Source organism: Inquilinus ginsengisoli, from assembly GCF_031453975.1.
GTDB lineage: Bacteria > Pseudomonadota > Alphaproteobacteria > DSM-16000 > Inquilinaceae > Inquilinus > Inquilinus ginsengisoli_A.
This window is the reverse complement of record NZ_JAVDPW010000004.1, coordinates 220393-245859: the sequence shown is the minus strand read 5'-3', so window position 1 is coordinate 245859 and position 25467 is coordinate 220393. Positions and strand designations below refer to the sequence as shown.

At 69.5% G+C, this 25467-nt stretch carries 20 protein-coding genes; 11 read left to right on the top strand and 9 right to left on the bottom strand.

The window, feature by feature from the left end; all coding sequences use genetic code 11:
* Positions 1-177: 177 nt before the first annotated feature.
* From E9232_RS12675 to E9232_RS12665, 3 genes are all read left to right on the top strand, one after another.
* Positions 178-1158, top strand: coding sequence for a cytochrome-c peroxidase (locus E9232_RS12675; protein ID WP_309794443.1), 981 nt, complete (start codon positions 178-180; stop codon positions 1156-1158).
* Complete coding sequence (locus tag E9232_RS12670; protein ID WP_309794441.1) at positions 1155-3659, top strand: two-component system VirA-like sensor kinase; 2505 nt, start codon at positions 1155-1157, stop codon at positions 3657-3659. The genes E9232_RS12675 and E9232_RS12670 overlap by 4 nt, the downstream gene beginning before the upstream one ends.
* 260 nt (positions 3660-3919) lie before the next feature.
* Positions 3920-4213 carry an ETC complex I subunit gene (locus E9232_RS12665; protein ID WP_309794439.1) on the top strand — a complete coding sequence of 98 codons (294 nt, stop codon included), beginning with the start codon at positions 3920-3922 and terminating at the stop codon, positions 4211-4213.
* Positions 4214-4634: 421 nt separating this feature from the next.
* Here E9232_RS12665 and E9232_RS12660 read toward each other — a convergent pair whose 3' ends face one another.
* Positions 4635-5186 carry an OsmC family protein gene (locus E9232_RS12660; RefSeq protein WP_309794437.1) on the bottom strand — a complete coding sequence of 184 codons (552 nt, stop codon included), beginning with the start codon at positions 5184-5186 and terminating at the stop codon, positions 4635-4637.
* 33 nt (positions 5187-5219) lie between these two features.
* On the bottom strand, positions 5220-6803 hold the full coding sequence (locus tag E9232_RS12655) for an ABC transporter substrate-binding protein (RefSeq protein WP_309794436.1): 1584 nt from the start codon (positions 6801-6803) through the stop codon (positions 5220-5222).
* Between the two features lie 163 nt (positions 6804-6966).
* Here E9232_RS12655 and E9232_RS12650 point away from each other — a divergent pair, with 163 nt between their 5' ends.
* Genes E9232_RS12650 through E9232_RS12635 form a run of 4 tightly spaced genes read left to right on the top strand, consistent with a single transcriptional unit; the run spans position 6967 to position 11097 of the window.
* A complete protein-coding gene (locus tag E9232_RS12650; RefSeq protein ID WP_309794434.1) occupies positions 6967-7971 on the top strand; it encodes an LLM class flavin-dependent oxidoreductase in 1005 nt (334 codons plus the stop codon).
* Between the two features lie 29 nt (positions 7972-8000).
* Positions 8001-9353, top strand: a complete 1353-nt coding sequence (locus E9232_RS12645) for an LLM class flavin-dependent oxidoreductase (protein ID WP_309794432.1) — start codon at positions 8001-8003, stop codon at positions 9351-9353.
* Positions 9350-9931, top strand: a complete 582-nt coding sequence (locus tag E9232_RS12640; protein ID WP_309794430.1) for a GNAT family N-acetyltransferase — start codon at positions 9350-9352, stop codon at positions 9929-9931. Before E9232_RS12645 ends, E9232_RS12640 begins: the two co-directional genes overlap by 4 nt.
* Complete coding sequence (locus E9232_RS12635; RefSeq protein ID WP_309794429.1) at positions 9928-11097, top strand: M20 aminoacylase family protein; 1170 nt, start codon at positions 9928-9930, stop codon at positions 11095-11097. Before E9232_RS12640 ends, E9232_RS12635 begins: the two co-directional genes overlap by 4 nt.
* A 107-nt stretch (positions 11098-11204) precedes the next feature.
* On the opposite strand, the gene E9232_RS12630 is transcribed toward E9232_RS12635, so the two are convergent.
* The 3 genes from E9232_RS12630 to E9232_RS35900 all read right to left on the bottom strand — a co-directional run bounded on the left by E9232_RS12630 (position 11205) and on the right by E9232_RS35900 (position 14675).
* The gene (locus E9232_RS12630; RefSeq protein WP_309794427.1) at positions 11205-11717 is read right to left on the bottom strand and encodes a GNAT family N-acetyltransferase; all 513 of its coding nucleotides are present in this window, start codon (positions 11715-11717) and stop codon (positions 11205-11207) included.
* 72 nt (positions 11718-11789) lie between these two features.
* Entirely contained in the window at positions 11790-12725 is a 936-nt protein-coding gene (locus E9232_RS12625) for an ABC transporter substrate-binding protein (protein ID WP_309794425.1), read from the bottom strand.
* 93 nt (positions 12726-12818) lie between these two features.
* Complete coding sequence (locus tag E9232_RS35900; RefSeq protein WP_445351985.1) at positions 12819-14675, bottom strand: amino acid ABC transporter permease/ATP-binding protein; 1857 nt, start codon at positions 14673-14675, stop codon at positions 12819-12821.
* 312 nt (positions 14676-14987) lie between these two features.
* Between E9232_RS35900 and E9232_RS12610 the strand changes: the two genes are divergently transcribed.
* The 3 genes from E9232_RS12610 (at position 14988) to E9232_RS12600 (ending at position 17999) form a co-directional block, all read left to right on the top strand.
* Positions 14988-15923, top strand: a complete 936-nt coding sequence (locus E9232_RS12610) for an ABC transporter substrate-binding protein (RefSeq protein WP_309794424.1) — start codon at positions 14988-14990, stop codon at positions 15921-15923.
* 37 nt (positions 15924-15960) lie between these two features.
* Positions 15961-17019 carry an LLM class flavin-dependent oxidoreductase gene (locus E9232_RS12605; RefSeq protein ID WP_309794422.1) on the top strand — a complete coding sequence of 353 codons (1059 nt, stop codon included), beginning with the start codon at positions 15961-15963 and terminating at the stop codon, positions 17017-17019.
* A 101-nt stretch (positions 17020-17120) separates the two neighbouring features.
* Positions 17121-17999: an NAD-dependent epimerase/dehydratase family protein gene (locus E9232_RS12600; protein ID WP_309794420.1), complete on the top strand. Its 879-nt coding sequence runs from the start codon at positions 17121-17123 to the stop codon at positions 17997-17999.
* Between the two features lie 21 nt (positions 18000-18020).
* Here the strand turns inward: E9232_RS12600 and phnY are convergent, their stop codons facing one another.
* From phnY to E9232_RS12585, 3 genes are read right to left on the bottom strand one after another with little or no spacing between them, the layout of a single operon-like run.
* Positions 18021-19502, bottom strand: coding sequence for a phosphonoacetaldehyde dehydrogenase (gene phnY / locus E9232_RS12595; RefSeq protein ID WP_309794419.1), 1482 nt, complete (start codon positions 19500-19502; stop codon positions 18021-18023).
* 16 nt (positions 19503-19518) lie between these two features.
* Positions 19519-20799: a phosphonoacetate hydrolase gene (gene phnA, locus E9232_RS12590; RefSeq protein ID WP_309794417.1), complete on the bottom strand. Its 1281-nt coding sequence runs from the start codon at positions 20797-20799 to the stop codon at positions 19519-19521.
* A gap of 1 nt (position 20800) precedes the next feature.
* Positions 20801-21997, bottom strand: coding sequence for a 2-aminoethylphosphonate--pyruvate transaminase (locus tag E9232_RS12585; protein WP_309794415.1), 1197 nt, complete (start codon positions 21995-21997; stop codon positions 20801-20803).
* Between the two features lie 136 nt (positions 21998-22133).
* Between E9232_RS12585 and E9232_RS12580 the strand changes: the two genes are divergently transcribed.
* Entirely contained in the window at positions 22134-22997 is an 864-nt protein-coding gene (locus tag E9232_RS12580; protein WP_309794414.1) for a LysR substrate-binding domain-containing protein, read from the top strand.
* Here the strand turns inward: E9232_RS12580 and E9232_RS12575 are convergent.
* Positions 22994-25447 carry a GcvT family protein gene (locus tag E9232_RS12575; protein ID WP_309794412.1) on the bottom strand — a complete coding sequence of 818 codons (2454 nt, stop codon included), beginning with the start codon at positions 25445-25447 and terminating at the stop codon, positions 22994-22996. The two genes, E9232_RS12580 and E9232_RS12575, sit on opposite strands and share 4 nt — an antisense overlap.
* Positions 25448-25467 lie beyond the last annotated feature (20 nt).

Sequence of the window (25467 nt, the reverse complement as noted above, 5' to 3'; positions counted from 1 at the left end):
ATTTCGGGCGCCCGATCGTCGATACGACGCGATATCCTTCGAAACCGTTGACGGCGGATGCGCCGCATGGCGGGATCGTGGGCATCGACCAGGGCTGTCATCGGTCGATCGCTATCGTCGTCGATGCCCGGTGCGGACGCCAAGGCCGAGCTGCCGCCCCATTGCAAGGACATGACCGTGGCCGCTTCGCTCGCCCTGGCCGGCGCATCGTATCGCCGATGGATCCCGATCGGCGCCGCGCTGCTGGTGCTGACCGGCGCGGCGACCGCGCAGGCGCCGGATCCGCTCGCCCCGCGCGCGGTGGTTCCGATGACTCAGGAGCCGATCACGCCGATCCCGCCGATGGCCGATCTGGATCCGCGGAAGGTGGCGCTCGGGGAGAGGCTGTTCAGCGACGTTCGCCTGTCCGGCGACGGCGCGCGGAGCTGCCTGTCATGCCACGACACGCGCACCAACGGTGCGGACGACAACCGGCGCGATCCGGGGCCCGATGGGTCGGAGCTTTCGCTCAACACCGATACGGTCTTCAATTCCGCCCTCAGCTTCCGGCTGAACTGGGAGGGCAACTACCGCACGCTGCAGGCGCAGGCCAAGGCGTCGCTGGAGAACCCCGATATCATGGCCACCAGCATCGACGATGTCCTGGCCAGGCTTCAGGCGGATCCGGAGGTGGTCAGGGAATTCCAGGAGGCCTATGGCGGCGATCCGGACCAGGACTCCCTGCTGGATGCCATCGCGACCTTCGAGCGGTCGCTGGTGACGCCGGGAAGCCGCTTCGACCTGTGGCTCGGCGGCGATGCCGATGCCCTGTCGGCGGAGGAGCTGAACGGCTACCAGCTGTTCAAGTCGCTGGGATGCGTCGCCTGTCATCAGGGGGTGAACATCGGCGGCAACCTGTTCCAGCGGCACGGCATCTTTCATCCGCTGGCATCTCCGAACCCGAAGATCCTGCGCGTGCCCAGCCTGCGCAACGTTGCGACGACGGCCCCGTATTTCCATGACGGCAGCGCGGCCACGCTCGACGATGCCGTCAGGCAGATGGCCCGGGCGCAGCTGGACCAGACGCTGTCGGACCCCCAGGTGTCCTCGATCGTCGCGTTCCTGCGCACGCTCACGGGAACCTATCGCGGCCGCCCCATCACTGCCAACGCGCCATGAGGCTGACGCCGACGGTGGTGGCCCTGCCGCTCCTTCTCCTGCTGCTGATGCTGACCTGGCTGCTGGTCCGCGGCATCAACACGGATGCCGAGCTGTTCGACCGCACGCTCGAGGCCGTCGACCAGTTCGCGATGACCAACAGCGCTCTGGGGCGCGATGTCCTGGCCACGCGGGCAGGCCTGTTGCGCACCTACGACCCGTTGGTCCGGGAGGTGAAGGGGCTGTACGATTCCCTCGACCGGCTGCGTGAAGCCGCGGCGGTGGACACGGATCTGGCGACGGCGATCGAGCAGCTCGCGACCTCGGTCGGCCAGCAGGAGCAACTGGTCGAGCTGTTCAAGAGCGACAACGCCCTGCTGCAGAATTCCCTCGCCTATTTCGGGCGCTTCAGTGCCAACCTCGGCACCGCAACCGCAGACGGGCCGCTGATCGCGGATGTCAGCGGCCTGGCCGCGGCCATCCTGCATCTCTCGCTCGACACCTCGCCGGCGACCGCACGAGAGGTTCAGGACCGGCTGGACAGCCTGTCGCAGCTGATGCCGTCCTTCAACGACGTCAACGCCGCGAAGGGGCTGCTGGTGCACGGCCAGATGCTGCACAACCTGCTGCCCGCGACCGACGGCCTGCTGAAAGCCCTGTTCGCCCTGCCGATCCGCCAGGATCAGGTCGCCCTTCGCAACATGATCGTGCGGCACCAGATCCATTCGCGGGATTCGGCGCGGCAATACCGGCTGGTGCTGTATGCCGTGGCGGTGATGCTGCTGGCGCTCCTGATCCATCTCGGGCTGCAGCTTCGCGAGCGGGCGATGGCCCTGCGGGACCGGGCCGCGTTCGAGCATTTCGTGGCCGGCATCTCGACGCGCTTCATCAATGCGCAGCCGCAGCAGGTCTCCGCCCATGTCGAGCAGTCGCTGGCGGAGCTGGCGCAGCGGGTCGGCGCCGACCGCGCCTATTTCGTGTGGCGCAGCCCCCAGACCCAGCGATATCTGTGGAGCCGCGACGGCGGCCCCTATCCGCCGAACTGGCCGGACCAAGCCCTGGCCCTGGCGGCCCGGTTCGACCCGACCAAGGACGGGGTCATCCACATCCGGCGGGTGGACCGCCTGCCGTCCGGTGCCGACCGGGACGCCCTCGCCGATGCCGGCCTGTCCAGCTGGGCTTGCGTCTCGCACCGGAACGCGGGCGCCATCGTCGGCCTGCTGGGGTTCGACGTGCTCGGCCCCTTCGCCGTGATGCGGCACAGCGAGTTCGGCCTGCTGCGCATGGCGCTCGACGCCCTCACCAACGCGGTCGGGCGCGAGCAGCTGGAACAGGAGCGGACACGCCTCGAATCCCGTCTCCAGCAGGCCCGCCACATGGAAACGGTGGGCGTCTTCGCCAGCGGCATCGCCCACAATTTCAACAATATCGTCGGTGCGATCCTCGGCTATACCGAGATGGCGGAGGGCCAGGTCGAACCGGACAGCCGGCCTGCCCGCAACCTCAGGGAAATCCGCCGGGCGGGGGAGCGGGCGCGCGATCTGATCGAACAGATCCTGACCTTCGGCCGGCGTCGCCAGCTGGGCCGCAGGGCCGTCGGCATCCCGGCCCTGGTCGCGGAGGCGGCGTCGCTGCTCCGGGCCTCCCTGCCGTCGGCGGTGGAGCTGACGGTGCACGCGGTCCCGGAGGGTGCGGTGGTGCTCGGCGATCCCGGCCAGCTGCAGCAGGTCATCCTCAATCTCTGCAACAACGCGTCGCAGGCGATGGACGAAGCCGGGACCATCGACATCGAGAGCGAGATCTACGACGTCACCGCGGAAAGCCCGCTGCCGCATCGGGAGTTGGCGTCTGGACGCTACGCGGTGCTGTCGGTCAGCGACCACGGGCGCGGCATGGACCAGGCGACCCTGGAGCGGATCTTCGAGCCGTTCTTCACCACCCGGCTGGCCGGCAACGGCCTCGGCCTGGCCACGGTGCAGGAGATCGTCCGCGAGCATGGCGGGACGGTGGTCGTGCAAAGCAAGCCGGGCTTCGGCAGCCGGTTCGAGGTCTGGCTGCCCTGCGTCTCCGCGGCCGAGCTGGAGATGACGCCGGATCAGGACACGCCCGATGCCATCCCCTTCGGGCGCGGCGAGACGGTGCTGGTGATCGACAGCGACCGGGACCGGCTGCTGCGCGACGAGGAGATGCTGGCGGCGCTCGGCTACGAGCCCGTCGGCTTCGCCCGCGCGGCCGGCGCCCTGGCCGCCTGCAAGGAGGCGCCGGACCGCTTCGACGCGTTGCTGGTGAGCCATCCGGCGTCGGCCGCGGCCGCGCTGGCCCTCGCGAAGGAGCTGCACGGGATCGCACCGTCCCTGCCGGTGCTGCTGGCGGCGAACTCGGTCGACGACTTCAATGCGCGTGATCTGGTGGATGCCGGCGTCGACGAGGTCGTGCGTCAGCCTCTGGCGTCTTCCGAAATCGCCGCCGCCCTGGCGCGGTGCCTGCCGGCGGCTGCGGAACGCCCCGTATCGGCATCCTGATCCATCGTCCCGATCCGCGACGCTGCGGCCGCTACGCCGGTAACGACGATCGGCCATAAGGCAATCATCCGGTGGCTGTGTCCCCCTAAGCCCAATACCCGATGGCCGGATCCTGTCTCCGATCATGCCCTGGCGCAGTTATGCCGGCCCGCACAGCGGTGTTCCCCTGCATCCGGGTTGGTGCTAGGAGGAGGCAGGACGTCGGGAGCGCGAATCTCTCCGCCCCGACCGCCCCGCGAGCACGAGAGGTCGACTGAGGCATGCAGGCGCGCATTTATCGCCGGTCGAAGACCGCAATGCAGAGCGGTCGCGGCAAGATCCACGACTGGGTCCTGGAGTACGAGCCGGCCACGCCGCGCCGGCCCGAGCCGCTGATGGGCTGGGTCGCGTCGGGCGACACGCTGAACCAGGTGCAGCTGGCCTTCCCGACCAAGGAGGAGGCGGTGGCCTTCGCCGAGCGCAAGGGCATGGTCTATTCGGTGCAGCAGGAGCATGAGCGCCGGGTGGTGCCGCGCAACTACTCTGACAACTTCCGGCCGCGGCCGACGCGCTGAGCGCAGGCGGGCCGGTCCGCGACGGAAGGGCTTGGCGCTTCATATTGAAATGGAGTACCGAGACGGCCACGACCCCATAGCTCAGTGGATAGAGCAACCGCCTTCAATCGGGAGTGCGCCGCCGGAAACGGCGGACGTAGAACCTGTCAAATTCGGGGAACCCCCAGCCGCCTTGCGGCGGGCAATCCCGAGCCAAGCCCGGCCGATGCCGGGAAGGTGTAGAGACTAGACGGCAGGCGCCTAACGGCAGGAATGCCCAGGGCGAAGGGATAGTCCAGACCACGAACGCCGGTTGCGGCGGCGGCGGAAGCCGAAGTGGGATGCTAAGCGGTAGGTCGCAGGTTCAAATCCTGCTGGGGTCGCCACTCCATCCAGGCTGGGTCGGGTGGGAGGCAGGGCTATCCTCCTGCCTCCGTCGCGATCATTCTGCCGCCAGACCCTCGGCCCGGCTCGGCGTCAGCCGGACCTCGCCGCCGATCTGCTGCGGGTTCTTCAGCAGATTCAGGATCGGGCAGTTGCGCTCCACCGCCTCCTGCAGGGCGTCGATCTCTTCCCGGCTGGCGGATGAGGTGACGTTCACGGTGTAGGTGATGTCATGGGGATAGATCGGCACCTGCTCGAAGCCCGGACGCCCGGCGCGCGGGTCGATCTGCCCCCGGATCTCGACCTCCAGGGACTCGAGCGGCACGCCGCGGTCGGCGGCCTGGATCAGGAAGATGTGCGTCAGGCAGCTGCCGAGCACGCCGAGCTGCAGCTCGGGTGAGCTGGGGCCGAGGTCGTAGCCGGCGAAATCCGCCTCGCTGTCGCTGATCACCTGAAAGTCGCGGATGCGGATGCGGCGGATGCCGCTGCGGCCCTCGGCGCGCACCTGCGCCGTCAGGGTTTTCGGGCCGGAGTCGCCGGCGGCGATGCGAGCCTTGCGGGCGGTGATCGCCTCGCGCTTCTGGCCGAGATAGTCGTTGAGCGTGCTCATCTTCGAATTCCCATGGGTCGGAAGGGCGGTCGGTCAGTCGGCCTTGGCGACGGCGGCGTAGCTGGTCTTCGGCTGCAGGACCAGGCCGTCGACCGTGCTGCGGTGGGCGGCGACCAGGGTCTGCTGGAACAGCAGGACAAAGGGTCCTTCGGCCTGGACCTTCCGCTGCAGGTCGCCGTACAGCGCGGCACGCTTGCCGGCATCGGGCTCGCGCAGCGCCTCGGTTACGGTCTGGTTCCAGCCGGCATCCTGCCAGCGGTTGCGCCAGGCCAGCGTCTTCGGCGCGGTCGCGTCATTGACGTCCTTGTCGAAGGCGAAGGCGTCGGCATTGCTGTGCGGGTCGCGGTAGTCCGGGCCCCAGGTGCCGATATAGATGTCGTGCGTGCGGGCCCGGTATTTGGTGATGGTCTGCTTGCCGTCGCCCGGCAGGATCTCCAGCTTGATTCCGGCCTGGGCGAAGCTGGCCTGCAGCGCCTGGGCGATGTCGGCGAAGGGGGCGACGTTGCGCACGTCGATGGTGACGCCGAAGCCGTCGCGCAGTCCGGCCTGGGCCAGCAGGGTCTTGGCCCGCTCGACGTCCAGGCGGTAGGGGGCGTCGTCGACGGCGCCGAGATAGCCCGTCGGCAGGAAGCTCTGGCGCACCGTATAGGTGCCGCTCAGCAGGGCGGTCTCGATGCCCTGGTAGTCGACCAGCCACTTCAGGGCCTCGCGCACCTCGGGCTTGGCGAGGTTCGGATTGGTCTGGTTCAGGCCGAGATACAGCAGCAGGTCGCCGCCCTCGCTCTGCAGCGCCACGCCGGGTGTGTCCTTCAGGGACAGGATCTGGTCGCGGGTCAGGTCGCGGGCATAGTCGACATCGCCCTTCTCCAGCAGCAGGCGCTGGCTGGCCGGCTCCGGCACATGCAGGAACACCAGATGCGGCGTCTTTGGCCCGCCGTCCTGGGCGTGCGGATTGGCGTCCAGCACCACCCGCTCATTCGGCACCCAGCGCTGCAAGGCATAGGGGCCGGTGCCGGCGCTGTGGCCCTTCAGCCAGGCATTGCCCAGGTCGCCGCCCACATCATGGGCCTGGACCTCCTTGGCATCGACGATCGAGGCCACGCCCGCGGTCAGCGTGTTCAGGAAGAAGGTCGGCGCCACCGCGTGGTCGATCTTGATCTCCAGCGTGCGGTCGTCGACCGCGTGGATCCGGTCCGCCGCATTGTCCGGGGTGAAGCCGAACTGGGTCAGGATGAACGCCGGCGACTTGTCCAGCCGCACCGACCGCTGCAGCGACCAGGCGGCATCCTGGGCCGTCACCGGATTGCCACTGGCGAAGGCCACGCCGGGCTTCAGCTTGAAGCGGTAGGTCAGCCCGTCATCGCTGATCGACCAGCTTTCGGCCAGGTCGCCGACGATGGTCGGGTCGGCGGCGCTGCGATACCCCACCAGCTGGTCGTAGAGATTGCCGGTGACCTCGCCGACGCCGGGCTCGAAGGCTTCGGCGGGGTCGAGCGAGATGAACTGGTCGATCTGCTTGGCCACCACGATGGTGTCGCGCGGGGTGCCGGCATGGGCGGCGCCGAGGCCGGGCAGGATCAGCAGGGCGCCGAGCAGCGGCGCCGCGAAACGACTCATGGGACTCTCCGTGAGATCGTGTGAGGGGATTTAACGGAGTAGATTGTATAAATAATATTCTATTGACAGTAGAATGTGTATTTCATGAGATAACAACATGAATCTTTGACCTATGGCCGACCGGCCACGGTCCGACCCCGCACGTCATCCCGGGATGAACGGCATGAGTTATGTCCTGAGCCTGCTCGACAAGAGCCCGATCGATGGCGGCGAAGGCGCCTCCGAGGCGCTGGCGCGCACCGTCGCCCTGGCGCAGCGGGCGGAGCGCTGGGGCTTCCACCGCTTCTGGGTGGCCGAGCACCACCACACGGCGCAGCTGGCGAGCTCGTCGCCCGAGGTGCTGATCGCCTATCTCCTGGCCCACACCCGGACGATCCGCGTCGGCTCCGGTGGGGTCATGCTGCAGCATTACAGCCCCTACAAGGTGGCCGAGAACTTCAACCTGCTCGCGGCGCTGGCGCCGGGCCGGGTCGATCTCGGAATCGGCAAGGCGCCGGGCGGGCTGCCGCTGTCGACCCGGGCGCTGCAGGCCGCGATCGATCCGGCGCGCAAGCCCGGCTTCGCCGAACAGCTGGCCCAGCTCGACGCCTTCCTCGACGACACCATCGCCGATGCCGACCCGCTGGCGGGCGTCAGCGCGACGCCGCGGCCCGGGGTCCCGGCCCAACGCTTCCTGCTCGGCGCCAGCGTCGAGAGCGCGCAGCTGGCGGCGGCCGAGGGCTGGGCCTTCGTCCATGCCAGCCACATCAATGGCGATCCGGTTCTGCTCGAACAGGTGTTCGCGGCCTATCGCGCCGTCAGCGGCGGCAAGGCGCCGCTCCTGGCCGTCGGCATCATCGTCGCCGAGACCGAAGCGCGGGCCGAACGGCTGGCCGCCGGGCTGCAGCACTTCAAGGTGCATGTCGACAATGGCCAGAGCGTGAATGTCGGCAGCATCGCCCAGGCCGAGGAGTATGCCCGCCAGGCCGGCGCCAAGCAGTACCGGATCGAGGAAAAGCCCTCGAGCGTGATCCACGGCACGGCGGAGCGGGTGCGGGCCGAGCTGGACCGGCTGCACCGCCAGCACGGCGTCCGTGAATTCATCATCGACACCCCGATCGCCACCGCCGCCGAGCGCCTGGTCTCGATCGAGCTCCTCGCCCAGGCGCATTTCGCGCTCGCGGCCTGATCCCTTTCCGTGTCCAAGGACATCGTCGCATGAGCAAGTCTCAGATCACCTTCGGCGTCATGCTGCAGGGCCCCGGCGGCCACATGAATGCGTGGAAGCATCCCAGTGTGCCGGCCGATGCCAGCGTCAATTTCGGCTTCCTGCTCGACGCCGCCCGCAAGGCCGAGGCGGCGGGCATCGCCTTCGCCTTCATTGCCGACGGGCTGTACATCAACGAGAAGTCGATCCCGCATTTCCTGAACCGGTTCGAACCGATCTCGATCCTGTCGGCCCTGGCGGCCGTAACTTCGAAGATCGGCCTCGTTGGTACGCTGTCGACCTCCTACAGCGACCCGTTCACGGTGGCCCGGCAGTTCGCGACCATCGACGCCATCAGCGGCGGCCGCGCCGGCTGGAACGCCGTGACCTCGCCGCTGGAAGGCTCCGGCCGGAACTACAGCCGTGAGCATCCGGAACACGGGCTGCGCTACGAGATCGCCGAGGAATATCTCGAGGTGGTCAAGGGCCTGTGGGACAGCTGGGACGACGACGCCTTCATCCGCGACCGCGCCACCGGCCGCTTCGTCGACTTCACCAAGATGCGGCGGCTGAATCACCAGGGCCGGTTCTTCTCGGTCGAAGGGCCGTTGAACATCAGCCGCTCGGCGCAAGGGCAGCCCGTGCTGTTCCAGGCCGGCGCCTCCGATGACGGCATCCGGCTGGCGGGGCATCACGCCGATGCCGTCTTCACCAATGGCGGGCCGATCGAGGACGCCAAGGTGTTCTACAAGCGGGTCAAGGACAGCGCCGTGGCCCATGGCCGCCGGCCGGAGCATGTCCGGATCTTCCCCGGCATCGGCCCGATCGTCGGCCGCACGGCGGCGGAGGCGGAGGAGAAGTATCGCGCCATCCGCGACCTGCTGTCGGTGGAGGAGGCGCTGCTGTATCTCGGCCGCTTCTTCGACCATCAGGACTTCAGCCAGTACCCGCTGGACGAGCCGTTCCCGGATCTCGGCGACCTCGGCAAGAACAGCTTCCGCGCCACCACCGACACGATCAAGCGCACCGCGCGCGAGCGCAACCTGACCCTGCGCGAAGTGGCGCTGGAGACGGCGACGCGGCGGGCGCTGATCGGCACGCCGGACACGGTGGCGGACGAGCTGATCCGCTGGGTGGAGGAGGGGGCGGCCGACGGCTTCATCCTCGGCTTCCCGGTGCTGGGCGAAGGGCTGGACGATTTCACCCGCCACGTGCTGCCGCTGCTGCAGGAGCGCGGCCATTACGATCCGGTGCTGCGCGGCACGACGCTGCGGGAGAACCTCGGCCTGCCCTATCGCGAAAGCCGCTATGCCGGAGGGCCGGCGCGCGAACCGGCCGCGGCCGGGCAGGGCGCGCGCCGATGACCGACAGCATCCGCATCGCCGGCCCGGAGGACGCGCCGGCGCTGCTCGACCTGCTGAATGCGGCCTACCAGCCGCTGCGGGAGATGGGCATCCGTTTCACCGCGGTCACCGCCGATCTCGACCTGGTGCGGCGCATCATCCGGCGCCACACCACCTTCCTGCTGGAGCGGGACGGGGAAGCGATCGCCATGGTGTCGGTGCGCTTCCCCTGGCCGATGGGTGAGGGGCACCTCGCCAGCTATCCCTTCATCCATTGGTTCGCGGTGGCGCCGCAGTTGAAGCGCCAAGGCATCGGCGCCGCGCTGCTGGACCATGTCGAGGCCGATTTCCTGCGCGACCGCATCAAGGCACCGGCCGTCTACCTCGCCACCGCCACGCGCCATCCCTGGCTGGCCGGCATCTACGAGCGCCGCGGCTATGGGGCGTTCCACCGCCAGCCGAGCAGCCGGGGCGAGGAGATGGTGTTCCTGCGCAAGATCCTGCTGCCGGAGATCTACAACGATCTCGAGGTCGGCGAGCTGGCGCATGCCTTGTCGCCGGTGCCCGCAGCGGTGCTGGCGGAGGTCCGGGCGGGATGAGCGGCGGAACTGACATCGCCGCGGGCGTCGAGGCCCATCGCGAGGAGATGGTGGCGCTGCGCCGCGACCTGCACCGCCATCCGGAGCTGGCCTATGCGGAACGGCGCACCAGCGACCTGGTGGCGCAGTCGCTCTCCGACTGGGGCTACCAGGTCAGCCGCGGCCTGGGCGGCACCGGTGTGGTCGGGACGCTGGCGCTGGGCGACGGCCCGCGCCGCGTCGGCATCCGGGCCGACATGGACGCGCTGCCGATCGTCGAGGCCACCGGCCTGCCCTATGCCAGCGGCACATCGGGGGTGATGCATGCCTGCGGCCATGACGGGCACACCGCCAGCCTGCTGACCGCAGCCCGGGTGCTGGCCGAACGGCGGGACTTCTCCGGTACGCTGAACCTGATCTTCCAGCCGGCGGAGGAGGGCGGCGCCGGCGCGCGGCGGATGATCGAGGACGGGCTGTTCGAACGCTTTCCCTGCGACGCGGTGTTCGGGCTGCACAACTGGCCCGGCGTGCCGACCGGCCAGTTCGGCTTCGTCACCGGCCCGGCCATGGCCGCGGCCGACCGGGTCGTGATCCGGGTGGTGGGCAAGGGCGGCCACGGCGCCGCGCCGCACCAGACCGTCGATCCGGTGGTGGCGGGCGCCTCGCTGGTGATGGCGCTGCAGAGCGTGGTGTCGCGCAACGTCGACCCGCTCGACGCCGCCGTGATCACCGTGGGGTCGATCCATGGCGGCCTCGCCGCCAATGTCATCCCGGACAGCGTCGAGCTGCAGATCACCGTCCGCACCTTCAAGCCGGAGGTGCGCGACCGGATCGAGGCCCGCATCACCGCCCTGGCTCGCGCCCAGGCCGAAAGCTATGGCGCCGTCGCCGAGATCGACTACCGGCGCGGCTACCCGGTGCTGGTCAACCATGCCGATGAGACCGAGTTCGCGCGCCGGGTCGCCGCCGAACAGTTCGGCCCGGAGCGGATCCAGGCCGGCTTCCCGCCGATCACCGCCAGCGAGGATTTCGCCTATATGCTGCAGGCGCAGCCGGGCAGCTATCTCTTCCTCGGCAACGGCGACAGCGCCGCCCTGCACAGCCCGGGCTACAACTTCAACGACGAGATCCTGCCCGTCGCCGCCCGCTACTGGGTGGCGCTGGCGGAGCGGTATCTGGCGGCGTAGGGCTTCTCTCACCGTCATTGCGAGCGCAGCGAAGCAATCCATGCCAGGCGGCGCCATGGATGGATTCGTCGGCTTCGCCTCCTCGCAATGACGGAGGAGGGGCGGAGTCACGCCGTCCGGCGAACCGCCGGGGCCGGCACGCCGAGGGCCTTCCTGAACGGCAGCGTGCCGTGGATCTCTGGGTCGACCGCGGTGTCGAACAGCGCGGTGTAGCCGGAGCGGAGATAGAGGCCGGCGGCCTCCGGCTGGCGGAAGCCGGTGGTGAGATACAGCTGGGTGTAGCCCTGTCGCGCCGCCTGGGCCTCCAGCTCCTGCAACACCCGGCGCGCCAGGCCCTGGCGGCGGAGGTCGACATGGGTCCAGACCCGCTTCATCTCCGCCGTGGTGTCGTCATAGCGCTTGAAGGCGCCGCCGGCGATGGCGACCCCGTCGCGCAGCAGCAGTAGGAAATTGCCGTCCGGCGGCGCGAACAGCTCGGCCGGATAGCGGTTCATCTCCTTGATCCCGTCCCCGGCGCCCCAATAGTCGCCGTAGCGCGTCTCGTATTCCTGGGTCAGGGCCTGGATCAGCGGCTGCGCCTGCGGGTCCAGGGGGCTGGTGTAGAGGAAGCTGTCGGTCATCTCGGTCATGCCTGTGCGGGACGGGTGAGGGCGGCCGCGACGCCAGAAGGGCCGCGGCCGCTGGCTGGGCACTTAGACCTTGGGCAGGCCGGGTGGGTTGGTCCGGGACTGGGCGACGGCCTCGGCGGTCAGGTTCCAGCGGGCCAACGCCTCGGCATATTTGCCGTTCGCGATCAGCCCGTTGATCGCCGCCGTCAGGGCGTCGGCCAGGCCGCTGCCCTTGCGGGTGGTGATCGCGATCTCCGCCGTCAGCGGCCAGCCGCCGTTGATGACGCCGACCTGGCGGGTCTTGCCGCCGACGGCCGCGGAATAGGCCAGGCGGGAATTCGGGTTGACCTCCACATCGGCGCGGCCGGACTGGAGGGCGAGCAAGGATGCCCCATTGTCTTCGAAATACAGGAATTCAGCCGGCTTCAGGCCGGCCGCGACGTTCTGGCGATTCCATTCCAGCACGATCTTTTCCTGGTTGGTGCCGGCGCCGACGATGACCTTGAGCCCGGCGATGTCCTTGGGCTCCTTGATCGACTTGATCGGGCTGTTCAGCGCGACATGGGCGCCGAGCACGTCCTGGCGGTAGGAGGAGAAGTCGAAGCGCTGCTTGCGCTCCTCGGTCACCGTCACGTTGCTGATGACGGCGTCGAACTTGCCGGAGGTCAGGCCCAGCGGCCAGTCGTCCCAGGCCACCGGCACGAACTCCACCTTCCGGCCCAGGCCTTCCGCCACCAGCGAGGCGAGGTCGGCATCGGTGCCGATAACGGTCTTGGCGTCGGTGGCATAGGTGTTCAGCGGCGGGTCGCCGACGCTGACACCCACGGTGAAGACCCCGTCCTTGACGAATTTGAAGCCGGCGGGGATGGAGGCCGCGGCGGCATCGATCCTGGTGGTGTGGACGCGGCCGGCCTGTTCGGGGCTGAGGTCGAAGGCCTTGGTCTGGGCGGCGGCGCCGAAGGCCGTGAGGAGGGCGGCGATGCCGATGGCCGCGGCTGCCGCGTTCCGGCGGATGGACATGGTGTGACTCCTGGTCTTGAGGCGGTTGGAACCGGCCGCGGTGACGCGGACGGCACGCGGCGGCGTGAAGAACCCGGTGGTCCGGGAAGGGGGCTAGAGCACCTTGGCCAGGAACTCGGCGGTGCGGGCGTGCTTCGGCGCGGTGAACACCTGCGACGGCGGGCCCTGCTCCAGGATTCGGCCGGAATCCATGAACACCACGGTGTCGGCGACCTCGCGGGCGAAGCCGATCTCGTGGGTGACGATGACCATCGTCGTCCCGGACCTGGCGAGGTCGCGGATGACGTCCAGCACCTCGCCGACCAATTCCGGGTCGAGGGCCGAGGTCGGCTCGTCGAACAGCAGCACCTTGGGCTTGAGCGCCAACGCCCGGGCGATGGCGACGCGCTGCTGCTGCCCGCCCGACAGGCGGCGGGGATAGGCATGGGCCTTGTCGCTGAGGCCGACCCGGGCCAGCAGGGCCAGGGCATCCTGCGTCGCCGCCGCCTTCGACTGCCGGCGGACCGTGACCGGGGCCTCGATCACGTTCTCCAGCACGGTCAGGTGGGGGAACAGGTTGAAGGTCTGGAACACCATGCCGACATCGACGCGGCGCTTCAGGATCTCGGCCTCCTTCAGCTCGTACAGCGTGTCGCCCTTCTCGCGGTAGCCGAGCAGGTCGCCGTCGATGGTGACGAAGCCGCTGTCGACCTTCTCCAGGTGGTTGATGCTGCGCAGCAGCGTCGACTTGCCGGAGCCGGAGGGGCCGAGGATCACCGTCACATCGCCGGACGGGACGGTCAGGCTGATGTCGTCCAGCACCTTCAGGGCGCCGAAGCTCTTCGACACGCGATGGATCTGCACCTCCCCGGTGGCGCCGGTCGGCTGCTGCCAGGCGGCCGGGGCGGGGATGGCCGGCTTCGGCACGACGGTGGGCAAGGGGAGGGGGTTGTGGTTCTCGAGTTCCACCGGGACCGGAGCGGCCACGCGGCCGGCCCGCCAGGCCCTCAGCCGCTGGATCGGCGTCGGCGGCAGGGTGCGCAGCGCGCCGCGGGCGAAATGGCGCTCGACATAGAACTGGAGGACCGACAGGCCGGTCATGATGATCAGGTACCAGACTGTGGCGACCATCAGCAGCGGGATGACCGCGAGGTTGCGCCGGTAGATCACCTGGACCGTGTAGAACAGCTCCGGCAGCGCCAGCACGTAGATGATCGACGTGCCCTTCGCCAGGCCGATGATCTCGTTGAAGGCGGTCGGCAGGATCGCCCGCATCGCCTGCGGCAGCACGATGCGCAGGGCCTGGCGCGACCGCGGCAGCCCCAGCGCGGCGGCGGCCTCCAGCTGCCCCTGGTCGACCGACAGGATGCCGCCGCGGATGATCTCGGCCGAGAAGGCGGCCTGGTTCAGGCTGAGGCCCAGGATGGCGGCGGCGAACGGCCCCAGCAGCGCGACCGTCGGGTATTCCGCGAAGACGACGTCGGTGAAGGGGATGCCCAGCCAGACCGTCTCGTAGAGGTAGCCGAGGTTGAACAGGATCAGCAGCAGCACGATCAGCGGGATCGACCGCAGCAGCCAGATATAGCCCCAGGCCAGGCCCGACAGCAGCGGCGATTTCGAGACCCGCGCCAGGGCCAGGGCGGTGCCCAGCAGGAAGCCCAGCGCCGATCCGATGACCGTCAGCAGCAGGGTGCGGCCCAGCCCGCTGATCACCGGCTCGGCGAAGAACCACTCGGCGAAGACGTCCCATTCCCAGCGCGAATTGGTCAGGATCGACTGCAGCACGGCGATGATGACGACCGCCGCGAACAGGGTGCCGGCGAGGCGGCCGGGATGGCGGGCGCCGATGATCCGATGGCCGGAATAGTCGCGCGGCCTGGCCGGGTCCGGCCAGCGAACCTGCGGCTCCGCGGCCTTGGGGACCGGAAGGATCCGGGGACTGGTTTCGATCTCGGCGTCGCGGGTGGTCATGCGGCCTCGCGGGAAGCTCGATGTCGGAAGGGGATTGCCATGGAATCGGGGTGCAGCCGGGCGGGCAGGCGCCGCAGCGGCCCGCCGCGGAACGGCTCGGGCGCCGGCACCACGCCCGGGCGGCGCGGTTCGGCGCCGCACGCCACGACCACCGAAGAGGGCTTATAGAACATATTTAAACTGCATAATTATCAAGATTCACATCACTATTGCGCATATGTATTTTCAAACTGTCAATTGAGATTGTATATGTGATGGCGCTTTCGGCCTGGTCGGGCGGGACCATCACAGTTTTGCGAGGGAGAATTGGGTGTGACCGTTTCCAGGAAGGCGGCAGCCGCCGCGATCGCTGTCCTCTTCGTCGCCCTGGGGTTCGGCGGCGCGGCCTCGGCCCAGACCTTCGACCTCAGCCCGGAGCAGCCGGACCGCGTTCGGGCGCAGAAGGACGACGCGATCGCCGCGTCCCTGCCGAAGGACTTCAAATTCGTCGAGGACGGGGCCCTGACCATCGCAGTCGCGCCGAGCACGCCGCCGATCGCCACCTATGCCACGGATGCGCGGACCGTGGTCGGCGCCGACCCCGACCTGATCCAGCTGGTCGCCGATGTCCTCGGCCGGCGCCTGGTGCTGGTGCCGATCGCCTGGGAGGACTGGCCGCTGGGCCTGGTCTCCGGCAAGTTCGACGCCGTCGTGTCCAATGTCGGGGTGACGGAGGAGCGCAAGCAGCGCTTCGACTTCTCGACCTACCGCAAGGGCCTGCACGGCTTCTACGTGAAATCCGACAGCCCGATCCAGGCGATCCGCGAGCCGAAGGACATCGCCGGCCTCAAGATCATCACCAGCCCCGGCACCAACCAGGAGAGGATCCTGCTGGAATGGAACCGGCAGAACCTGGCCGCCGGCCTCGCCGCCGCCGACCTGCTGTACTACGAGGACGTGGCCGCCTGGCCGCTGGTCATCCAGTCCGGCCGCGTCGATGCGGAGTTCAGCGTCAACTCCGCCCTGGCCTACCAGGCCGCCCGGAACGGCCATCTCAAGCCGGTCGGGACCGTCAGCTCAGGCTGGCCGCTGGCGGCGGAGGTCGGCATCACCACGCGCCGGGGCAGCGGCCTCGCGGCCCCCTTCACCGCGGCGATCAATGCGGTGATCGCAGACGGCAAATATGCCCAGGCGCTCTCCCGTTGGAGCCTGGGTGAGGAGGCGGTGGACGTGGCCCAGACCAACCCGCCCGGCCTGCCGAAATTCTGACGCCCGCCCAGCCCTACCCAGCGACAAGGACCGGATCATGGGATCATTCCCGATCACCCTCGACCATGCGGGCTTCCTGACCCCGGGCAGCTACCCGGACGACGCCCCCCATGACGGGCTGGAGAAGACGCTGCGCCTGTTCGCCTTCGGGGAAGACCTCGGCTTCGACAGCGCCTGGGTCCGGCAGCGGCATCTCGAACCCGGCGTGTCGTCGGCGTCGGTGTTCCTGGCCGCCGCCAGCCAGCGCACCAGCCGCATCCAGATCGGCACCGCGGTGATCCAGATCGGCTATGAAAGCCCGTACCGCCTGGCCGAGGATCTTTCCACCGTCGACGTGCTGTCGCGCGGCCGTCTCAATGTCGGGCTCAGCGCCGGCGTGCCGCCGCATGCCGACCTGCTGGGCCCGCGCGTCTTCGATGGCGACTGGACCGGCTACGACCTGTCCTATGGCCGGGTGGAGCGCCTGGCCGAGAATCTGCGCGGGACGTATCTCGGCGATCCCGACCGGGTCATCGTCAATGCTGCCGGCCGCCATCGGCCGCGGCTGCAGCCGCATGCGGCGGGGCTGGTCGACCGGCTGTGGTACGGCGGCGGGTCGCTGCGCTCGGCCGGCTGGGTCGGCCGCAGCGGCCTCAACCTGCTGATCGGCAACGTCACCTCCGGCGAGGACACCGACGACTTCTTCGTGGCCCAGCGGCGCCAGCTCGACGCCTATCGCGCCGCCTACCGGGGTTTGCGCCCGGCGCGCGTGGCCCTGGGCCGGGTGATCGTGCCCACCGACAGCGCCGATGCGCGCACCCGGGCCCGATACGCGGAGTTTGCCGCCAGCCGCCACGAGCGCACCCTGAAGCCCCAGGGCGAGCGGCGGACGCTGTTCGCGCCGGATCTGGTCGGGACGTCCGACCAGATCCTCGACGCCCTGGCACGGGACCCCGTCCTCGCCGAAGTCCGGGAGCTGCGGCTGGAACTGCCCTACGAGTTCGAACTTCACGACTACGAGCAGATCCTCCAGGACACCATCGATCACATCCTGCCGCAGCTCGGTTGGCAAGGTCTGGACCGCCAGCCCGTGGTGAAGCGCCACCAGGCGTTCTGACACGGCCAATCTGCGTCGCGGACGCCTTCTCAGCACGCATCGGGTGTGGTCCAGTACGCGTCGCCGGCTGCGTCGCCGGCGTGCAGTCGGAGCGTTTCTCGATGCCGCAAAGCGTCCTCATCACCGGTGCCGGCGGCAATCTGGGCCGCAAGCTGACGGCCCATCTGCTGGCGGGAGACTGGTGCGAGCGTGTCGTCGCCGTCGACCGCGTGGGCCACGCGCCGGCTGCCGATGATCCGCGGGTGCGGCCGGTCGAGGCCGAACTGACGGACCCGCTCGACAGCCGCTGGCGCGAGGCGCTGCAGGGCGTCGACGCCGTGGTCCATCTCGCCGCGCAGAACCCGTTGCCCGATGCGTCCTGGGCGGAGGCGGCGGCGTCGTTCGACATGACGGCGAACCTGGTCGGGGCAGCGGCCGAGGCCGGCGTCCGGCGGCTGGTGTTCGCGTCGTCCAACCATGTGATGGGGCAGTACAAGGACCCGCCGCTGGCCGACGGGCTGGAGGCGGGCGGGCTGCGCACCGACCTGCCGCCGGGCCCCGGCACGCGGTGGTTCAACGGCCAGCAGACCGTGCAGGACTTCGGCTATGCCGCGTCGAAGCTGATGGGCGAGCGGATCTGCAATGCGCGCGCGGCGCTGTCGGGCGGCGCGTTCACCACCGTCAGCGTGCGCATCGGCTGGTGCCAGCCCGGCGCGAACCTGCCGGAGACGCTGAGCGCCGCGGGCGTCCCTGGCGGCGCGGCCGGGGCCGACCCGGACGAGGTGCGCAACCTGCGCTGGTTCCGCAACATGTGGCTGTCCAACCGCGACCTGCTGGCGGTGATCGAGCGCGCGCTGGTGGCCGATGCGGCCGGCTGGCCGGCGCCGGGCATCGTGGTCAACGGCATGTCGGCCAATTCGGGCATGCCGTGGGACATCGAGACCACGCGCCGGCTGATCGGCTATCAGCCGCAGGACAACGTCTGGGACCACGTCGGCTGAGGTCTCCGGGTCAGGCCCGGGTCAGCTGGCCCAGGGCAGCGAGTAGGTCTTCACATTGGTGAAGCTCTTCATCGCCTCGACCACGCCTTCCTTGTGGCCGTTGCCGGAATCCTTGATCCCGCCGAAGGGCGACATCTCGGTGCGGTAGCCCGGAACCTCCCACAGGTTGACCGTGCCGACATCCAGCCCGTTGACATAGGCGACCATGCGGTCGAGCCGGTTGGTGCAGACGCCCGAGGACAGGCCGAAGGCGGTGGAGTTCGAGATCGCCATGGTGGCGATGTCGTCATCCGGCACCCGCACGATCGGGATCACCGGGCCGAAGGTCTCCTGCATCACCAGCTCGCTTTCATGCGGCACCCGGTCGACCACGATCGGGGGCAGCAGGGCGCCCTTGCGGCCGGGGTTGTACAGCACCTCGGCCCCCAGTTCGGCGGCGTCATGGACGCGGCGCTCGAAGGTGGCCGCGGCGTGCTCATTCACCACGGTGCCGAGATCGGTGGCCGGGTCCATCGGGTCGCCGAAGCGCAGCCGCCTGGCACGCTCCAACACCAGCGGCACGAAGCGGTCGGCGACGCCCTGCTGGCACAGGATGCGCTTCACCGCGGTGCAGCGCTGGCCGGAGTTTCGGGTGGCGCCCTGCACCGCCAGGTCGGCGGCGCGGGCGAGGTCGTCGGGGTCGAGGTCGTTCAGGATGATCAGCGGGTCGTTGCCGCCGAGCTCCAGCACCTGGCGCTTGTAGCCGGCCTTCGAGGCGATCATCTTGCCGACCGCGACGCCGCCGGTGAAGGTGATCAGGGCGATGTCCGGGTCGGTGATCATCTGGTCGCCGATCTCGGCCGGCCAGCCGGTGACGACCTGGAACATCTCCGGCGGCAGCCCGGCCTCGTACAGGATGTCGGCCAGGGCGATGGCGGTCAGCGGCGTCGCCTCGGCCGGCTTGCACACCACGCAGTTGTTGGTGGCGATCGCCGGGGCCACCTTGTGCGCCACCATGTTCAGCGGATGGTTGAACGGGGTGATGGCCGAGATCACGCCGACCGGCTGGCGCAGCGTGTAGATCTTGCGCTCCTTGCCGTGTGGGGTGACGTCGCAGGAGAAGGTCTGGCCGTCGTCGAGGATCGCCAGCTGGCCGGCCAGAGTGAAGACGTCGAAGGCGCGGCCGATCTCGTAGAGCGAATCCTTCTTCGAGATGCCGAGCTCGAGCGTGATCAGGTGGGACAGCGCGTCCCGCCGCTCGGCCAGCAGCTCCGCGGTGCGCAACAGGATGCGCTGGCGCTCGTAGCGCGACAGCTTCGGCCTGTAGGCCGCCGCGGCGGCGAAGGCCTGCCGGGCATGTTCGGCGCGGCCCGCCGGCACGGTGCCGACCAGGGTGCCGGTGTAGGGGTAGCGGATCTCGATGACCTCGTCGGTGCCGACCGACCGGCCGGCGATCCGCATCTTCTCCCGCCGCAGCGGCCGCTCGGCCGCGGGCTTGAAGGTCAGTGGGGTGACCGTGGACATGCTCGTTCCCCTCGCTTCAGGACACCGCCGCGAGGCGGGTCGCGACCTGGAAGGCATCGAAGTTGCGCAGCCCGGGGGCGTCGCCGAGGTCGGGCAGCCGGCCGTTGACGATGAAGGGGATGACCTGCTCGGTCAGGCCGCCATGCGACCGCAGCGGCTCCTTCAGCGCGCTGAGGTCGTGCCGGTCGGCGCTGGTGCCGATGACCTTGTTCTCGGCGGAGACCAGGACGATGTCGCCGATCCGGTCCGGCGGCAGTTCGAACCGGGCGCAGGCCTCCTCGCGGCCGATGGCGACGGTGATGCCGTCGACGGCCTGGAACTTCGCCAGCACCGCGGCGCGGTCGACGCTCTCCGGCAGATAGGCTGTGGCGAAGGAGCCCAGCGCGCCGTGATGGACCACATAGGGGTCGGTGATCGGCAGGATGACACGGGCCACGGACTTGCCGAGCCAGCCGTCGAGCAGCTCCTGCGCATAGATCACGTCCGGCGCGCCACCGGCCAGGTGCTTCGGCTTCATGCCATGGTCGGCGGTGATGACGATGGCGGCGTCGAGGGCGTCGAGCTGGCCGAGATAGCGGTCGAACATGGCGTAGAAGCGGTTCGCTTCGGCATCGCCCGGCGCGTATTTGTGCTGAATGTAGTCGGTGGTGGTCAGGTACATCACGTCGGGCCGGAAGTCGGCCAGCAGCCGCACCCCGGCGGCGAAGACGAACTCGCTCAGCTCCGCCGAATAGACCTCGGGCACGGCGCGGCCGAGCCATTCGCTGGCATTGTCGATGCCGTGCTCGGCCAGGGTGGTGCGGTCGGACCGCTCGGAGGAGAAGCAGACCGCCCGGCCGTCGTCGAAGCGCAGGCCGTGGCCCAGCAGGGCGCGCAGCTTGTCCTTGGCGGTGACCACCGCGACCCGGGCGCCGGCGTCGTAGAAGCCCTGGAAGATGGTCGGCGCCCGCAGGAACTTCGGGTCGTTCATCATCACCTCTTCGCCGGTCTCCCGGTCGTAGAGGGTGTTGCCGCAGATGCCGTGCACGGAAGGCGGGCGGCCGGTCGCCATCGACAGATTGTTCGGGTTGGTGAAGCTGGGGATCACGCTGTGGGCGTGCCGGCTGGTGCCCTTCTGCCGGATCGCCTGCAGTGCCGGCATCAGCCCGGCCTCGGTCGCGGCGTCGAGATAGGCGGGCTCGCAGCCATCGACGCAGATGGCGACGGCGGCCCGCTTCGGCATCGCATAGTCGCGGCCGTTGACGGTGATGGTGGGGACGCCGGTGCTGCGCGCCAGGGTCGGGGTCATGGTGTTCATCTCAGGCGGCCTGCAGCTTGCGTTCGTCGAGGGCGGAGGAGGGCGGGGCGGCGGTGGCGACGCCCATGGCCGCCAGGGCCTGGTCCGCGGCGGCGACCACGCGGCGCATGACATGTTCGTCCAGCTGGCCGATGCAGCCGATGCGGAAGCTGTCGACCACGGTCAGCTTGCCGGGATAGATGATGAAGCCCTGGTCCTTCATCAGCGCGTAGAACCGGTCGAAGCGGAAGGCCGGGTCGGCCGGGGCGAAGAAGGTGACGATGATCGGCGACATCAAGCGGTCGCCCAGCAGCGTCTCGAAGCCCAGGGCCCGCATCCCCGCCACCACCGTGTCGCGGTTGCGGGTGTACCGCGCCAGCCGGCCGGGCTGGCCGCCTTCCAGCGCATGCAGGCGCAGCGCCTCGAGGAAGGCCGCGACCGCATGGGTCGGCGGCGTGAAGCGCCACTGGCCGGTCTTGTTCATCACCGCCCACTGGTCGTGCAGGTCGAGGCTGAGCGAGTGCGAATTGCCCTTGGCCGCGGCCAGCGAATCCTTGCGGGCGACGACGAAGCCGAAGCCGGGCACGCCCTCGATGCATTTGTTGGCCGAGGACACCATCGCCTCGTAGCCGAGGGTCGCGGCGTCCAGCGGCGCGGCCCCGAACGCGCTCATCGAATCGATCAGCAGCTTGCGGCCGCGCGCCGCCGTCGCCGCCGCGATCTCCTCGATCGGGTTCAGGATGCCGGAGCTGGTTTCGCAATGGACCACGACGACATGGGTGATCGCCGGATCGGCGTCGAGCATCGCCCCGACCTCGTGGCCGCGCGGCGGCAGGTAGTCGCCCTTGTCGAGGGTGACATGGGCGCGGCCGAGATAGCCCAGGGTCCGCGTGATGCGCTGGCCGTAGGCGCCGTTCATCAGCACCAGCACCTTGCCGTCGCGCGGCACGAAGCTGCCCAGCATCGCCTCGACGGCGTAGCTGCCGCTGCCCTGAAGCGGGACGCAGTCGTAGGCGTCGCCACCGCCGGCGATCTCGACCAGGCGGCGCCGCAGCTCGGCCGTCAGGGCCCGGAATTCGCCGTCCCAGGAGCCCCAGTCGACCAGCATCGCTTCCTTGGTCGACCGGGCGGTGGTCAGGGGGCCGGGAGTCAGGAGATAGGGCTCACCACCGGCCGGTGCCGGCAACGGAATTCCCGAGAGGGGCTCGACCGCGGTCATGAGCTGGGTGTCTCCTCCAGATTGGCGCTGACGGGCTGGACTCTGTGGCAGGACCGTGCATCTGTAAAATCGATAAAAAAGATTATCATATCGATGTGACTTATATGTGATGGCGGCCGGCCTAGAGGGTTGAGACATGCAGTACGCGCAGCTCCGCGCCTTCCACGCCGTGGCCGAGCATGGCGGCTTCTCCAGGGCGGCGGAGGCGCTGCACCTGACGCAGCCGGCAATCTCCGACCAGGTGCGCCGGCTGGAGCAGGAGTTCGGCGTGACCCTGTTCTACCGGCGGGCCCGCACGGTGGAGCCGACTCCGCTCGGCCGGCGCCTGTTCAACGTGACGCGGCAGTTCTTCGCCTTCGAGCGGGATGCGCGGGACATCCTGACCTCGGCCGGCACGCTGATCTCGGGATCGCTGACCCTGGCCGCCGACGCGCCCGACCTGGCGGTCAAGCTGATCGCCGCCTTCCGCGAGCGCTATCCCGGCATCCTGGTCAACCTGATGATCGCCAATGCCCAGGAATGCATGGAGCGGGTGCTGAACTACGAGGCCGATGCGGCGGTGACGGCGGCGCTGCTGGTCGACGGCCGGCTGGTGTCGCAGGTGCTGCGGCGGGAGCCGATCGTGGCCATCGTGCCGCGCAACCATCTCTGGGTCGGGCGGGCCGCGGTGACGCTGGCCGAATTCGCCGGCCAGCCGGTGATCTTCCGCGAATCGCGTTCGGTGACCCAGCGGCTGCTGGAGGAGGATCTGACCCGCCACGGCCTGCAGGTCGACCCGGCGATGCTGGTCGAGGGCCGAGAGGCGCTGGAGGAGGCGGTGGCCAATGCGCTGGGCATCGGCGTCATCACCCGGGCCGAGTTCAACGGCGACCCGCGGATCGTCCCGATCCCCCTGGCGGATTCGCAGGCGGAGATGGTCGAGGCGCTGGTCCGCCTCGGCGACCGACCGCCGTCGCGCCTGGTGATGGCGCTGTTCGAGACCAGCCGGGCGCCGGCTTAACTCCGCAGGCGCTTGCTCTCGGGGTCGTAGAACGGCTTCAGGCTGCAGCGCACCGGGACGGTTTCGCCGGCGATGTCGATGGCGAAGCGCGCCTGCGCCAGCCAGGCCTCGTCGATCGGGCGGCCGTTCGACTTGACCCAGCCCAACCCGACCAGGCCGCCGACCGCATGGCCATAGGCCACCGAGGTGACCTCGCCGAACGGGGCGCCGTCGGCCAGGATCAGCTCGCCCCCCCAGGCCATCGGCGTCTCCGCCTCCGTCGCCAGGAACGAGACCAGCCGCCGCGACGGCGCCGCCGCCTTGGCCTCGACCAGCGCGGCGCGGCCGATGAAGTCGACGCCCTTGTCGAGCTTGACCGCGAAGCCCATGCCGGCCTGCCAGGGCGTGTCGTCCGGCGTCAGCTCGCGGCCCCAGGCGCGGTAGCCCTTCTCGATGCGCAGGGTGTCGATGGCGTAATAGCCGGCGTCCCTGAGGCCGAGATCGGCCCCGGCCGCGCCCAGCGTGTCGTAGATCGTGGCGGCGAATTCGGTCGGGACGTACAGCTCCCACCCCAGCTCGCCCATATAGCTGCGGCGCGCGGCCAGGACGGTGGCGTGGCCGATGCCGATCTCGCGGATGGCGCCGAACCGGAATGCCGCGGCGTCCAGCGCGGCGCCGCTGACCCGTTGCAGCAGGGTGCGCGACTGCGGGCCCATCACGCCGATCACGGCATGGGCCGAGGTCACGTCGGTCAGCACGGCGCGGGCCGTCTCCGGGATCTGCCGGCGGATCCAATGCGCGTCGCGGGTCGCCTGCGCCGTGCCGGTGACGAGAAGGAAGGTGTCGCGGGCCAGCCGAGCGATGGTCAGGTCGCTCTCGAAGCCGCCGCGCCTGTTCAGCAGCGGGGTGTAGACGGTCTGGCCGACCGGCACGGCGATGTCGTTGGCGCCCAGGCGCTGCAGCACCGCCTCGGCATCCGGCCCCTGCATCAGGAACTTGGCGAAGGACGTCATGTCGAAGACGGCCACGCCCTCGCGCGCCGCCCGCTGCTCCGCCGCGACATCGGCGAACCAGTTCTGGCGGCCGAAGGAATAGTCGATGCGCCGTTCGGTGCCGGGCGAAGCGAAGAAGTTCGGCCGCTCCCAGCCCATCTTCGACCCGAACACCGCGCCCTTGGCGACCAGCCGGTCGTACAGCGGCGACCGCCGGAATGGCCGCGCGGTGTCCAGCTCGCGGTTCGGCCAGGGCATGGCGTAGTGCAGGCCCAGCGTCTCCTTGACCCGGTCCTTCAGCCACTGCGCGTTGTTGTTGAAGCGGGCGAAGCGGCGGATGTCGACCGGCCACAGATCCTGCGACGGCTCGCCGCCGACCATCCATTCGGCCAGGGCCCGGCCGGCGCCGCCGCCCGAGGCGATGCCCATCGAATTGAAGCCGGCGGCGACGAACACGTTGCGCACCTCCGGCGCCTCGCCCAGCAGGAAGTTGTTGTCCGGGGTGAAGCTCTCCGGGCCGTTTAGGAAGGTCTTGATCTCCGCGGTCTCCAGCGCCGGCACCCGCTGCAGTGCGTTGGTCATCAGGATCTCGAACTGGTCCCAGTCATCCGACAGCAGCTGGAACTCGAACTTGTCGGGGATGCCGTCCATGCCCCAGGGTTTGGCGTCGGGCTCGAAGCCGCCCATCACCAGCCCGCCGACCTCTTCCTTGAAGTAGACGTAGCCGTCGGGGTCGCGCATCACCGGCAGGTCGGGGTGCACGCCGTCGATCTTGCCGGTGACGATGTACATGTGTTCGGCCGAATGCAGCGGGATGCTGACGCCGCACATCTCGCCGACCTTGCGCGACCATTGGCCGGCGCAGATCGCGATGCTGCCGCAGACGACGGTGCCCTGGTCGGTCTCGACCGCGGTGACCTCGCCATTCCTGGTGCGGATGCCGGTGACCCGGATCTTCTCGATGATGCGGGCGCCGCCGTCGCGGGCGCCGCGGGCCAGCGCCTGGGTGATGTCGGTCGGGTTGGCCTTGCCGTCGCCCGGCAGCCACACCGCGCCGACCAGGTCGTCGGTGCGCATGATCGGGTACATCTCCCCGGCCTCGCGCGGGGTCAGCACCTCGATCGCCACGCCCTGGGCCCGGGCGGCGGAGGCGGTGCGCTTCAGCTGGGTCATGCGCTCGGCGGTGCGGGCGACGCTGAGCGAGCCGCACTGCTTCCAGCCGGTGGCCAGCCCGGTCTCGGCCTCGAGCGCGGCATAGAGCTCGGTCGAAGTGCGGATCAGCCGGGTCAGGCTCTGGTGCGACCGCAGCTGCCCGACCAGGCCGGCGGCGTGCCAGGTGGTGCCGCAGGACAGCGTGCCCTGCTCCAGCAGCACGACGTCGCGCCAGCCCAGCTTGGTCAGGTGGTAGGCGACGGAGCAGCCGACGATGCCCCCGCCGATGATGACGGCACGGGCGTGGGTGGGGAGATCATGCGCCATGAGGCACCTTCCGCTGCGAG

Coding starts and splice junctions, on each gene's coding strand:
- E9232_RS12670 (WP_309794441.1), top strand. CDS start 1,155: ATGAGGCTGACGCCGACGGTGGTGGCCCTGCCGCTCCTTCTCCTGCTG.
- E9232_RS12665 (WP_309794439.1), top strand. CDS start 3,920: ATGCAGGCGCGCATTTATCGCCGGTCGAAGACCGCAATGCAGAGCGGT.
- E9232_RS12660 (WP_309794437.1), bottom strand. CDS start 5,186: ATGAGCACGCTCAACGACTATCTCGGCCAGAAGCGCGAGGCGATCACC.
- E9232_RS12655 (WP_309794436.1), bottom strand. CDS start 6,803: ATGAGTCGTTTCGCGGCGCCGCTGCTCGGCGCCCTGCTGATCCTGCCC.
- E9232_RS12650 (WP_309794434.1), top strand. CDS start 6,967: ATGAGTTATGTCCTGAGCCTGCTCGACAAGAGCCCGATCGATGGCGGC.
- E9232_RS12645 (WP_309794432.1), top strand. CDS start 8,001: ATGAGCAAGTCTCAGATCACCTTCGGCGTCATGCTGCAGGGCCCCGGC.
- E9232_RS12640 (WP_309794430.1), top strand. CDS start 9,350: ATGACCGACAGCATCCGCATCGCCGGCCCGGAGGACGCGCCGGCGCTG.
- E9232_RS12635 (WP_309794429.1), top strand. CDS start 9,928: ATGAGCGGCGGAACTGACATCGCCGCGGGCGTCGAGGCCCATCGCGAG.
- E9232_RS12630 (WP_309794427.1), bottom strand. CDS start 11,717: ATGACCGACAGCTTCCTCTACACCAGCCCCCTGGACCCGCAGGCGCAG.
- E9232_RS12625 (WP_309794425.1), bottom strand. CDS start 12,725: ATGTCCATCCGCCGGAACGCGGCAGCCGCGGCCATCGGCATCGCCGCC.
- E9232_RS35900 (WP_445351985.1), bottom strand. CDS start 14,675: ATGACCACCCGCGACGCCGAGATCGAAACCAGTCCCCGGATCCTTCCG.
- E9232_RS12605 (WP_309794422.1), top strand. CDS start 15,961: ATGGGATCATTCCCGATCACCCTCGACCATGCGGGCTTCCTGACCCCG.
- E9232_RS12600 (WP_309794420.1), top strand. CDS start 17,121: ATGCCGCAAAGCGTCCTCATCACCGGTGCCGGCGGCAATCTGGGCCGC.
- phnY (WP_309794419.1), bottom strand. CDS start 19,502: ATGTCCACGGTCACCCCACTGACCTTCAAGCCCGCGGCCGAGCGGCCG.
- phnA (WP_309794417.1), bottom strand. CDS start 20,799: ATGAACACCATGACCCCGACCCTGGCGCGCAGCACCGGCGTCCCCACC.
- E9232_RS12585 (WP_309794415.1), bottom strand. CDS start 21,997: ATGACCGCGGTCGAGCCCCTCTCGGGAATTCCGTTGCCGGCACCGGCC.
- E9232_RS12580 (WP_309794414.1), top strand. CDS start 22,134: ATGCAGTACGCGCAGCTCCGCGCCTTCCACGCCGTGGCCGAGCATGGC.
- E9232_RS12575 (WP_309794412.1), bottom strand. CDS start 25,447: ATGGCGCATGATCTCCCCACCCACGCCCGTGCCGTCATCATCGGCGGG.